The following is an 11,644-nucleotide window of genomic DNA, read 5'->3' as shown; positions in this document are numbered from 1 at the left end:
GAGTGTGAAATTATCGGATATTTTTTATGTGCTCTATTGCCTCATAAGTATTTTTAAAAAGTGGAATTTTAAATTTAGCTAAACTTTCTTTGCTTTCATAACCACTACTTACTGCTATGGGTTTAATACCCGTATTACAAGCTGCTTGGATATCTAAATGAGTATCTCCAATCATAAATGCATTTTCTTTACCTTTAGATAATTTTTCTAAAGCTAATAAAATAGGTTCAGCATTTGGTTTTGGGTGAGTTACATCATCTCTACCTATAATGACTTTAAAGTATTTTCCTATCCCTAAATGATCTAGCAAAGGTTTGGAAAATTTAGAACTTTTAGTCGTTACAACAGCTAAATCAGCAAACAAACTAGCCTCATATACACTTTCTTTTGCCAAAGAAAGCAAAGAAGTTTGCTCTATATAGATTTTTTGATATACGCTTCTATAAGCATTAATATACTCACTTGTTTTTTCTTTTGGCACTCCAAGTTTTTCAAAAGCTACATCTAAAGGAAAACCTATTAAAGCTTTAATGGCTCCATGATCTCTTAAAGGCTCGCCAAAAGCTTTAAAAGCAGCATCAAAACCATCTAAAATGGCACTTGTAGAGTCTATCAAAGTGCCATCTAAGTCAAACAAAATTGTCTTTTTTAACAAAGTTTATTCTTTAATGAAAAATTTTGCTTCCACGCGTCTATTTTGCGCACGGCCTTCTTTAGTATCATTGCTTACTTTTGGCTTATCAAAACCATAGCCTTTAGTTGCAATTTTTTCTTTAGCTACGCCTGATTTTTCAAGTTCTTTCGCAACTGCCTTTGCACGCTCTAATGATAATTTTTGATTATAAGCTTTAGTTCCTGTACTATCTGTGTGACCCTCTAAAATAGTATAATATTGTGGGTTTTCTTCTAAAACCTTACCTACTTCTTGGATTTTTTGTGCAAATTCAGGGTTTATAGTGATTTGATCAAAACCAAAATGTCCTTCAAGCGCTATTGTTTTTTCACAACCTATATGATCAAGTAAAGCACCTTTTCTTGGTTCTGGACATGATTTATCGATTTGTTTTGATTGCGGTTTTTCTTCGATTTGTTTAGTTGCAGTTTGAGGAGTTTTTGGAGCTTTATTACCAAAATAAAAACTCAAGCCAACACTAGAAATCAAATTATGTTCACCATTATTGAATTTAATTTGATCTCTTGCTTCAAGTCTTAAAGCCAAATCTTCTCCAAGTGCAAATTTAAAACCTGCACCATATTGAGCAAACATACCACTTTTATTTTCATAAGCTCCATGACTCAAATACTCATAACCTGTTCCCAACAAACCATATAAATATACATGATTAGCCAGATCAATTCCTTTAATAGCATTTACATAAAATCTTGAAACACTAGTATCTGTATGTGTATTATCGTTTGGATTATTATATTTTGCATTATCATAATACTCTAAGCCAAGTTCAGCCTGATCTAGCCATAAATCATCATAATGATAACCAAATCTCAATCCCACTCCACCATAATTTTTAAGATCTAAATTTCCTTCTGGAGTTGTGTAGTTAAAGGTTGGAGTGATTTCTATTTTGCTAGTATCAAAAGCAAACAAAGCACTAACTAAACTAACTAATCCTATGATTTTTTTCATCGTCTATCCTTAAAAATGAAAATAAATGGGGTATTATATAAAATGAAGATTAAAATAAAATAAGCCCCTTTTGGGTAAGGGGCTTAAATTTACTACAAAAAGGAGGTTTCCCTGATCGGACTTTGAAATTATAAAAGTTTATTATAAATAAAAAATCCTATAATTTTAAACAAAACTAAAATATATGAAAAAATATGATTTTTTTAAAAAATGAAAGAAAAAATGGATCCAAAAATGGATCCAAAAAAAGATTAACGTTTAGAGAATTGTGGGCTTCTTCTTGCTTTTCTGCGACCGTATTTTTTACGCTCAACAGTTCTACTATCTCTAGTAAGAAGTCCTTTTGGTTTTAATAATGCTCTAAAATCTGCATCCATAGCAGCTAAAGCTCTTGAAATACCATGTCTTAAAGCTTCAGCTTGAGCGCTGTATCCACCGCCTAAAGTTGTTGCTTTAATATCCATAGAAGTTTCTTGCTTAGTTACTAATAAAGGCTGAACTACTTTTAATTTTATAGCTTCATGTCCGCCAAGCCAAGTGTTTAAATCCATACCATTAACGATGATTTTACCACTACCAGCTTTTACCCAAACTTTAGCTACAGCGGTTTTTCTTTTACCTGTTGCGTATGTTGTTGCCATGATTATTTTCCTTTATTAGCAATTTGAGCAGTATGAGGGTGTTCGCTACCTGCATAAATTTTTAATTTTTTTAGCATAGCTCTACCTAGGTTTGTTTTAGGTAGCATACCACGAACTGCTAATTTATATAATTTAACTGGATTTTTTTCTAATAAATCACCAAATTTTTCACTTTTTACACTTCCAAAATACCCTGAATGTCTGTGGTATAGTTTATCTTCTGCTTTATTTGCACCTGTGAAAACTGCTTTAGAAGCATTGATAATGATTACATAATCTCCACAATCAACATTTGGAGTATAGCAAGGTTTATTTTTACCTCTTAAAATAGTCGCTACTTCTGTTAAAAGACGACCAAAACGCTTTCCTTCAGCGTCTAAAACGATCCATTCGCGTTTTACTTCGTTTGGCTTTGTTATCTTTGTCATCATCTTACCTTTGCCAAAAATTTTTTTAAAATGAGATTATAATTATTTTAACTTAATTAATACTTAATTTAAGAATATTTAAAGCTTAAATATTTTGATTAATTCTTGCAGATAAAAGTAAAATAGCACATTTTAAGTAAGTTCTTTATAAAATAACTTTTTATTATATTAAAAATAAGGTTTTATTTTGTTTTCTTTAAAATTTAAAACTCAAGAATATAGAATTTGTAAGCATTGCTCAGAATTTAATCCTGATAAAGACGCTAAATTTTGTATATTTTGCGGAAAAGAATTATACCATGTTGCAAGACAAAAATTTGATTATATTTATAGTAAAAATCCTGCTATCATGGTTGCTTTTTTAGCAAAAGTTGCCAAAGTAGATAATAAAATCATTACTCAAGATTTATCTAAATTTATATCTTCTTTACTTGATAAGATAGAAATGTTTTATACTAAAGAGTATAGTGGCTTTAGAAATACTTATGCAAGTATTTTTGAGTATGAGAAAAATCAAGCTAGAAGCATTGGTGAGCTTTGCTCTAACATACGCATAAGCAAAGAAGAAGCGGATTTTCTTGTATGTTTATTGCTTGATCTAATATATTATAATAAACAAATGAGTGCAAATGAAAACACCTTAATGGAAAATATCATCATAGGACTTGGATTAAACCTCATAAGCTTTAGGGAAATAAAAATAAGATATGAGCAAATTTATAATTTCACACATGAAAACACTCAGCAAAAACAAGAAAAACACCAAGATGAAATAAAAATCACCCTAGAACAAGCCTATGAAATTTTAAATTCTCATCCAAATGATGATTTTGAAAGTGTTAAGAAAAATTATAGAAAACTAGCTAAAGAATACCACTATGATAATCTTCATTCTAAAGAGCTTCCACCTGAACTTTTAAAGATAGCCCAAGAGATGATGAAAAAGATCAATCTAGCCTATGAAATCATAAAACAAGCAAGGGGTGAATGATGCTTATTTGCAAACGTTGCAATATGAAAAATTTAGATGTAGCTAAATTTTGTAAAGAATGTGGAAGTAATGAACTATACGATCCACAAGCAAAAGAAAAACTAGAAAAAGAAAGACAAAGACAAGAAGAATTAAAAAGATTAGAAGAAGAAAGAAAAAGAAAAATCGAAGAAGAGATAAAAACAGCCCAAGAAGAAAGAGAAAAGAAACTCAAACATAGAAAAGAATTCATCGTAAAACACAAAAGTAAAATCATAGCTAGTGTGATGATTTTGTTTTTGATAGCTTTAGTTAGCGTGTATCAGTATTTTTACGGTGGAAAATATAGCCGAATTTACATAAGCGAACTTGAAAGCAAATGCCTCAATGATGAAGCAAGTTGTAAAATACTCCAAGCTATCTACAAAGAAAAATGCGACAAGGGAGATAGTAAAGCTTGCATAAGTGCTTATATACACAAACATAAGGATCTAAGAGCTATCAAAGATAATGATCAATGGAATTTGGTCGATGAAAATAATAAAATTTTAGTTGAAAATGTATTTGATGATTTTTATTTAAGAAAGAATTTACGTTGGTTAAATTTAATCATAAATGGGGAATAATAGACAAAAATGGAAGCGTTATAATCGAACCAAAATTTAACTATATATATTTTAATGAAGATCTAATATTTATTGTCTTAAACAGAAAATTAGGGCTTGTTAATAACAATGGAAAAATCACAATAAAACCTACTCTTGATGATATTGGTAATTTTAAAGAAAATTTTGCAATAATCAAATCAAACGAAAAAGTTGGCTTAATAAATAAAGAGGGAGAGATAGTTTTAGAGCCTAAATTTGATTTTATCGGAAATTTTTATGAAAAAATGGCAGCTGTTAAGCTATATAATACTTGGGGATTTATAAATACAAATGGGGAATTTGTAATAAAACCTAAATTTGATGATGTATGGTATTTTAGTGGTGGAAAAGCAAGAGTTAAGCTAAACGGAAAATGGGTATATATTGACAAAAAAGGTAATATTGTATCTAAAGATTAAATAACTTTATAGATTTATTGAAAGGATAAATAATGAACCCTGAAATTATTAAGCTAGGTGATTTTAAGGAAGGTTTGATAATAATTAGAACGGGAAATAATTATGGTTTTATGAATGAAAATGAAGAGATTGTAATAAAACCTATATATGAAGAAGTTTTAGAATTTAGTGAAAATCTTGCTGGTTTTAAACTGAATGGAAGATGGGGTTTTATAGATAAAAACGGAAATCAATTAATAGAAGCAAAATATGATGTAGTCAGCAATTTTAATCGAGGTTTATCAAGAGTTGTATTAAATAACAAATGTGGTTTAATAAACACTAATGATGAAGTTGTTGTAAAATTAATCTATGATTGGATTGATGACTTTAGTGAGGGGTTTGCAATAATCATACTAAATGAAAAGTATGGCTTTATAGATGAAAATGGAAATCGATTAGTAGAGCCTAAATTTGATTATGCTTGGAGTTTTAACAAAGGTTTAGCTGAAGTTAAACTAAATGGAGAATATGGGCTTTTAGATAGAAATGGAAATTTTTCTAATAGAACCTAATATTTAATAAAATAGATTATTAAACCTCCACTATCTCCACTTTATCCTTTAAAACATATACCAAAAAAGCCTTAGTGGAAGTCTTGGTTAAGATTTTTTCTATGGCTTCTTTGTAAAGCAAAACTTGCTTTTTGTGCTCGTTTAAATTTAAACCTGTTTTATAGTCTATAATGATAGCTTCATTATCATCAAATGCAAGCATATCAAGCTGTTTTTGCTCGCCTTTATAAGTGATGATTTGCTCTTTAAGTAGCTTTTTACCCGCTAAAAGCGTGTTAAAACTCTCATCTTTTAAAAGCATAGCAAGTCTTTTAAAAAGCTCATTAAAAGCTTCATCATCTAAGTAAAAACGATATTTTTTATACACCATTTGCTTACAAAATTCAAAATTATTTTTAGTGTTAAAATCAAAATATTGTAAAAATTCATGCAAAGCCAAGCCAAAATGTATTTGCTCACTTGTAAAATAGTTTTTAACTTTAACTTCTTGTAAATTTACCTTTTGAAATTCTTCAAAGCTTTCTATTTGCTCTAATTTTTCCAAAGGTTCATTTGTTTTTGAAAGTTGTTCTTCTAAAATGCCTATTTGCTTTTCTTCATAATCTTTAAAATATCCTTTAAAACCCTTATAATTTTCATCATTTTTTATAACAAAAAGAGAATTTTTAGCTCTAGTAAGTGCTACATACAAACAATTTATCTCATCTTCTGTTTGGAGTTTTTTTCTTTTGTCTAAAAAGGCATTATAGCTATCATCTTCAAGGTATTCTCTAGCACTATGTCTGTATTTTATTTCCCAGCCCTGCTCTAAATCATACTCAAACATTAAAGTATCAGTGTCTGGAGCTTTTTTACTAAGTCTATCAAGCACGATTAAATTTTCAAATTCAAGCCCCTTAGACTTATGCACGGTCATAATGCTAACTCCATCATTTTGCGCTTGTAAAGAACTTAATTTACAAGGACTAAATAAAAAATCAAAAAAATTATCAAAAGTACTTGCATGTTCTAAATAAGCGATAAGATTAACATCACTTAGATCAAGCTTTAAATAATCAATCAAGTATTTTAAAATTTCACCTACACTACGGTTTAGATCAAGCTCAAGATAGCTAAGTTCTTTTTTTAAAATATCATTTACAAAATACAAACTAAACTCATCTTTAAGCACACAAGCCTTTGCATACTCAAAAAGCACTCTTACGCTAATACAATCGAACAAAGGAACATTGCTTTGCGTATAAGCTTTAACGCCATTTTCTTCAAGAAATTCTTGAATCAAAGTGGCGTCTTTATTGACCCATACTAAAATGCAAATATCATCAAGCTTAATGCCTTTTTCTAAAAGTCTATGGATGATTTTTAAAGCTTCTTTAGCACTTGCTTCATAAACAGAACCATCTTTACTAGGGATGTGATTTTGCAAAATTTCTACATACCCGCCTTCTTTAACGCTTTTTTGCAAAGTAAAGCTAGGATTTAAAAAGCTATCAAAAAATTTATCTTTAAAGGTGTCATTGACATAATCAACAATGATCTTTTTACTACGATAATTAGTATCCAAATGCTCTAGCTTAATTTGTGGAAAGTCTTTTAAAAGCTTATCAAAAAGTTCTTTTTTACCCCCTCTAAAACCATATATACTCTGCTTTTTATCGCCTACATAAAAAAAACTTCTGTTTTTTTTCACACCCTCACCTGAAACAAGCTCAGCGATAATAGGCTTTAAAATTTGATACTGCAAGACATTAGTATCTTGAAATTCATCGATTAATAAATGAGAAATATAACCATCAAGTCTAAAATAAATCAAATCTTTATTAGCCTCATCACTAATTAATTCATAAGTTTTTAAGGCTATATCTGAAAAAGTTAATGCATTTTGCTTGGTATTATTTTCATTTCTTGCTTCTTTAAAATGCGCCAAAAGCTTTGCAAGCATACTTATGCGGTAATTTTCCATTTGATTAAAATATTCTTTTGCATTTTGTATAAGTTCTGCTCTTTTTTGTAAAAATTCATTATCAATGACTTTGGTAAAATAATCTTTTTTTAAATTACTAATAATAGGCTTAGCGAAAAAATCTTCCATTCTTTCAAAATTAAAATTTGAAAGATAATTTTTATTTGTGCTTAAATTTTTTGCATAAGCTATAAACTCATCAATATTTTTTTCTAAAGCAGCCTTACTTGGAAAGTAAGCTTTTGGATTTGGCTTAACATCACAATGCTTTATATATAAATTTTCAAGGTTTTTTAAAAAATCACTTTTGCTTTTTGTTTGGATAATGTAATACGCTAGACTTTTTAGCTCTTCTTCGTTTAATTTAGCAATGAAATTTTTATAACTATCTTGACTTTCTATGATCTCAAAATCACTCATAAAACCTAAATTTAAAGCAAAAGAACGAATGATTTGCGAAAAAAAACTATCAAAGGTATAGATATTGAGTTTAGATCTTAAAAATTCGTTTTTACGCTTTTGTCTTAAATCTACAAGCTCTTCTTTGCTTTTGCCCAGCATTCTCATAAGCTCATTGCATTCTGCTTTATTTTCTCCATTTTCAAGCACATCAAATTCTAAAAAGGTTTTAAAAATCCTTTCTTTCATCTCACTTGTGGTTTTATTGGTAAAAGTAAGAGCTAAAATTTCATTAATCTTAGCTCCCATTAACACCAAGGCTACAAAACGCACGCTTAATGCAAAGGTTTTTCCACTTCCTGCACTAGCTTCTAAGGCCAAAAAAGGCTCAAAATTACAACTCAAAGCTTAAACTCCTTTTTATAAAGCATGGTATAAGGACTATAGGTATTATCATTTCTTTGATTAGTAAATTCTTTTTCTAAAGGATCTTTTGCAAGCTCATTAAGCATGTCTTTAAGCTCTTGCACCTTTTCACTTTCAGTATTTTCATAAACGATTTTCATATTTTTTAAATCATAAAAACAAGCATTTATATTTTCTAAAGGGTATACACCCTCTAATAAAAACTTATAAAAAGCAAGCTGGTAAGTTTTTTCATCTATTTTCCCAGTTTTATAATCTATGACTAATTTTTCATTTTCATTTTCATCTAATCTATCTAAACGACCAAAAATAGTAATTTTAACTCCATTTTGAGCAATAAAATCTTTTTTTTGTGAAAATTCACAATCTCTTACCATAAAATCTTGTTTAAAATGCTCATTTTCAAGCACTTGAAATTCTTTAAACATTGCTTGTATTAAAGCTAAATTTAAAGCATCGATTTTGTAATCTTTCAAATTTTTTACAATATCAATAAATTTTTCATAGTCAAAATATTTTGCTTTTTTGTTTTGTTTATAGTATTTTTCTAAAGCTTTATGAATAAAACTTCCTAGCTCATTCGCCCTAAGAGTATCTTCTAATTCTTTTGGTTCTTTTAATCCTAAGACATATTTATAATAATAATCTAAGCCATAATTTATCAAAAGGTGGAATCTCGTAAAAGTAAGCTCTTTACTAAAATAATCATGCTTAGCCATTATATGTGTAATTGGCTCAAGGTTAAAATCACACTTGTGTGTTTGAAAGTATTTGATATAGGCATTGTCACTGTATGTTTTATCCTCTATGAGTAAAAAATCAAGCTCACTTAAAAATCTTGACTTGATTTTTTCTTCATTTTCCACATAAGAAATTCCTACTAATTTTGCCTTGGCTATTAGGGTATAATAATAATGTCTTTGTAAATTTTCTCTTTGAGCATGAGTAATAAGTCCTGCTTTTTTTCGAATTTCATTATTTAAAAATAACTCACTTGAAACTCTTTTAGGGATAAACTCATCATTAAAATCAACTATAACCACCCCATCAAAGCTGAGCCCCCTACTTTCTAAAAGACCCATTACAGTAACTTCACCACCGCCAACACTGCTTAGTTTTTTAGTGTCAATTTGCATGAAAAATAACTCTAAAATTTGCTTAAAACTTAAAGTATGTGTTTTTATAAGTTCTTTAATGAATGCAAGCTCTTGATAGATATAATCTTGCAATTCTTGATTGTTAATATCTTCTAGCAAATTATGGATGAAGTTTTCAAAAAAATCAAAAGAGATATTTTCATCAAAAAACTTTTTAAACTCTATAAAATCAACACCAGAAGGATAAAAATGCAAATTACATAAGTGCTTGTTTAGCTTTTGCCTATCAAAAAAATCTTCACTAAGCTCATACTCAAACTCATCATCTTTAGCACTTTCATATAAAGTCTTTAATCTATGATAAAAAAGCGTATGTTTGATACTTTCCCCATTGGCATAGTTTAATACATTGTTTTTATCATAAAGTCTTAAAATATCTACAAAGTTCTCATCAGGAGTAATCACTACAATATCTTTTGCACTAATACCAGCTTTTAAAAAGCTGTTAATTTTTTCAAAAACAAAAGCAGCTTGCAAAGACCGTAAATTAAAACTTTTATAAGTGATTTTATTTTCTTGCACAAAAGGACACTCTTGTAATATTTGCGCTTGGTTTACATCATATAAATACGCATGATTTTCCTTAAGAGAAAGCCCTTGCAAAAAGCTAAGAGAACTTAAAAAATCTTTATTAAACTTAGTACAATTAAATTGCACTTTAAGAGGAAGTATTTCCTTAACTTTTAACAAAAGCTCTACTTCAAAAGCATTCAAAAAACCTTGAAAATCAAAAATAATCTCATCGTAATTTTTTAAAAAATCATTATTAATTTCATAATCTAATACTAAAGAAATATCATCATATAAATTTTGCTCTTTTAATAAAGTAAGATAATTTTTAAAAAGCTCTTCCAAAATTTGTAAATGTTCATCATACTGAGCATAAGCGTCATAATTTTTTAAAGTACTAATGTCCTTTTTCTCCAAGCTAAGTTCTTTAAAAAAACTAAATAAATAAGCATTGCTTTTTAAAAATGCAAAAAAATTACTCGGTATTTTCAAACTTTGTTCTAAATTTTTAGTTTGTTCACAAGCCTTTTTCATCAAAAGCAAACACTCATAATGAGTTGCTTGAAAATGTGGAGAAAAAACTAATTTTTGTATAAATTCCGTTATACTCATAGCCGGATCTACTAAAGTGTCTATTTGTAGTTTTTTCTCATAATATTTTCTTAAAGCTCTTAGTGAGCTAAAAACAAAAAGCTTCATTATTTAGTCTGTAAAAAGAATTTAAAAAATCCTACGCTATTTTCATCTTGAGTGATTTTTAAAAGTATTTGCCAAACACCTTTTTCTTTGATATTAAAATAAAACACCAAATCACTTCCTTCTAACCTTGCTTGTAAATTTTCATCATTTACATTTGTATGTGGGCGTGAAAGTAAAGTTTGAATTTGAAGTTTATTTAAGTCATAATCTTTTAAATTTTCAATCGCAATCCTAAGTTCATTTTGCCCTTCATTAATATAATAAACTTGATTTTTCTTATGTATAAAGCTTTCTTTATCTTTAACGCTTAATTTAAAATTTTCATCAAAAGTCTTTTGTCTGTTTTGAATTTCATTATAATTTAATTCTACATTTTGATAAGAATCAAAATAAAAATTATCTTCATATACAGGTGCTTTACTTGCGATAAAAATCGTTACAATACAAGCTATAACAATAAGCCCTAAAGAAATCAAAATACCATAAGGCCAAAATGTTTTCTGATTTTGCATTTATCTTCTCCTTTTGATTTTTCTTTGAACTAGCATCAAAATTGCGACACATAAAAAGCCATAAATTAAAATTCTCATGATATTTAAAGTATCACGATTTGAATTTCCATAAAAAGGTTTTATATTAAAATGATTTGCCACTTGATCAGCAATATCTGCATAACCATTTAAAATAGCAGCATTGTAAATGTCTTTTTGTTTAGGATTTGCAAGTATAGGCAAAATCGTTCCTTTTTCAGGGTAAGGACTCAAAACACCTTCTTTATCAAAAAAAGCTAAAGCATCATCACTTGCAAGTATATCCACCTTATGTGAAGCTTTAGAAAATACAAGTAAAATATATGGTTTACTTAAATTAGCTTCATAGCTCTTTAAACTTTCAAAATCTTTTTTATCACTTAATGCCAAAGCGATATTTACTCCAGTTAACTCACGAATTTGCTTAGAGCTTGAAGTAATATTTTGTTCTATTGCAGTATTTAAGATATTGTCATTTAATAGTATTTCAGCATGTAAGAAATTAGCAAAGCAAATAAAAACGGCGGTTAAAAAACCGCCTTTAAATATATTTTTCATCCTATAAAAAGGTGATTTACAGTTAAAACTGACCAAGCAGTAACTCCTGCTGCTACAACTAAGCCAGCTATGATTAAGTATTCAAGAACTTTTGCCAT

General features: G+C 28.5%; 13 protein-coding genes. 4 read left to right on the top strand and 9 right to left on the bottom strand.

The window, feature by feature from the left end; translation table 11 throughout:
* Window positions 1-10: 10 nt before the first annotated feature.
* The 4 genes from L8T90_RS01425 to rplM form a co-directional block, all read right to left on the bottom strand.
* Window positions 11-655, bottom strand: coding sequence for an HAD family hydrolase (locus L8T90_RS01425; protein WP_263736506.1), 645 nt, complete (start codon window positions 653-655; stop codon window positions 11-13).
* A 3-nt stretch (window positions 656-658) separates the two neighbouring features.
* Entirely contained in the window at window positions 659-1,645 is a 987-nt protein-coding gene (locus tag L8T90_RS01420) for an OmpA family protein (protein ID WP_263736505.1), read from the bottom strand.
* 251 nt (window positions 1,646-1,896) lie between these two features.
* On the bottom strand, window positions 1,897-2,286 hold the full coding sequence (gene rpsI, locus L8T90_RS01415; protein WP_039617655.1) for a 30S ribosomal protein S9: 390 nt from the start codon (window positions 2,284-2,286) through the stop codon (window positions 1,897-1,899).
* Window positions 2,287-2,288: 2 nt separating this feature from the next.
* Window positions 2,289-2,714, bottom strand: coding sequence for a 50S ribosomal protein L13 (rplM, locus tag L8T90_RS01410; protein ID WP_039617653.1), 426 nt, complete (start codon window positions 2,712-2,714; stop codon window positions 2,289-2,291).
* Window positions 2,715-2,901: 187 nt separating this feature from the next.
* Between rplM and L8T90_RS01405 the strand changes: the two genes are divergently transcribed.
* The 4 genes from L8T90_RS01405 to L8T90_RS01390 are packed head-to-tail and all read left to right on the top strand — an operon-like array spanning window position 2,902 to window position 5,304.
* A complete protein-coding gene (locus L8T90_RS01405; protein ID WP_263736504.1) occupies window positions 2,902-3,705 on the top strand; it encodes a DnaJ domain-containing protein in 804 nt (267 codons plus the stop codon).
* On the top strand, window positions 3,705-4,310 hold the full coding sequence (locus tag L8T90_RS01400) for a WG repeat-containing protein (RefSeq protein WP_263736503.1): 606 nt from the start codon (window positions 3,705-3,707) through the stop codon (window positions 4,308-4,310). The genes L8T90_RS01405 and L8T90_RS01400 overlap by 1 nt, the downstream gene beginning before the upstream one ends.
* Window positions 4,280-4,750 carry a WG repeat-containing protein gene (locus L8T90_RS01395; protein ID WP_263736502.1) on the top strand — a complete coding sequence of 157 codons (471 nt, stop codon included), beginning with the start codon at window positions 4,280-4,282 and terminating at the stop codon, window positions 4,748-4,750. Before L8T90_RS01400 ends, L8T90_RS01395 begins: the two co-directional genes overlap by 31 nt.
* A 32-nt stretch (window positions 4,751-4,782) precedes the next feature.
* Window positions 4,783-5,304: a WG repeat-containing protein gene (locus L8T90_RS01390; protein WP_263736501.1), complete on the top strand. Its 522-nt coding sequence runs from the start codon at window positions 4,783-4,785 to the stop codon at window positions 5,302-5,304.
* A 19-nt stretch (window positions 5,305-5,323) separates the two neighbouring features.
* Here L8T90_RS01390 and L8T90_RS01385 read toward each other — a convergent pair whose 3' ends face one another.
* Genes L8T90_RS01385 through L8T90_RS01365 form a run of 5 tightly spaced genes read right to left on the bottom strand, consistent with a single transcriptional unit; the run spans window position 5,324 to window position 11,644 of the window.
* On the bottom strand, window positions 5,324-8,071 hold the full coding sequence (locus tag L8T90_RS01385; RefSeq protein WP_263736500.1) for a RecB-like helicase: 2,748 nt from the start codon (window positions 8,069-8,071) through the stop codon (window positions 5,324-5,326).
* Entirely contained in the window at window positions 8,068-10,458 is a 2,391-nt protein-coding gene (locus L8T90_RS01380) for a PD-(D/E)XK nuclease family protein (protein ID WP_263736499.1), read from the bottom strand. The genes L8T90_RS01385 and L8T90_RS01380 overlap by 4 nt, the downstream gene beginning before the upstream one ends.
* Window positions 10,458-10,970: a FixH family protein gene (locus L8T90_RS01375; protein ID WP_263736498.1), complete on the bottom strand. Its 513-nt coding sequence runs from the start codon at window positions 10,968-10,970 to the stop codon at window positions 10,458-10,460. Before L8T90_RS01375 ends, L8T90_RS01380 begins: the two co-directional genes overlap by 1 nt.
* Entirely contained in the window at window positions 10,971-11,546 is a 576-nt protein-coding gene (locus L8T90_RS01370) for a hypothetical protein (RefSeq protein ID WP_149062089.1), read from the bottom strand. It abuts the gene before it with no gap.
* Entirely contained in the window at window positions 11,543-11,644 is a 102-nt protein-coding gene (locus tag L8T90_RS01365; RefSeq protein WP_149062088.1) for a hypothetical protein, read from the bottom strand. The genes L8T90_RS01370 and L8T90_RS01365 overlap by 4 nt, the downstream gene beginning before the upstream one ends.

This window comes from Campylobacter sp. RKI_CA19_01121 (assembly GCF_025771295.1).
Classification (GTDB): domain Bacteria; phylum Campylobacterota; class Campylobacteria; order Campylobacterales; family Campylobacteraceae; genus Campylobacter_D.
This window is presented reverse-complemented; position numbering and strand designations above follow the sequence as displayed.

Coding starts and splice junctions, on each gene's coding strand:
- L8T90_RS01420 (WP_263736505.1), bottom strand. CDS start 1,645: ATGAAAAAAATCATAGGATTAGTTAGTTTAGTTAGTGCTTTGTTTGCT.
- rpsI (WP_039617655.1), bottom strand. CDS start 2,286: ATGGCAACAACATACGCAACAGGTAAAAGAAAAACCGCTGTAGCTAAA.
- rplM (WP_039617653.1), bottom strand. CDS start 2,714: ATGACAAAGATAACAAAGCCAAACGAAGTAAAACGCGAATGGATCGTT.
- L8T90_RS01400 (WP_263736503.1), top strand. CDS start 3,705: ATGCTTATTTGCAAACGTTGCAATATGAAAAATTTAGATGTAGCTAAA.
- L8T90_RS01390 (WP_263736501.1), top strand. CDS start 4,783: ATGAACCCTGAAATTATTAAGCTAGGTGATTTTAAGGAAGGTTTGATA.
- L8T90_RS01380 (WP_263736499.1), bottom strand. CDS start 10,458: ATGAAGCTTTTTGTTTTTAGCTCACTAAGAGCTTTAAGAAAATATTAT.
- L8T90_RS01375 (WP_263736498.1), bottom strand. CDS start 10,970: ATGCAAAATCAGAAAACATTTTGGCCTTATGGTATTTTGATTTCTTTA.
- L8T90_RS01370 (WP_149062089.1), bottom strand. CDS start 11,546: ATGAAAAATATATTTAAAGGCGGTTTTTTAACCGCCGTTTTTATTTGC.
- L8T90_RS01365 (WP_149062088.1), bottom strand. CDS start 11,644: ATGGCAAAAGTTCTTGAATACTTAATCATAGCTGGCTTAGTTGTAGCA.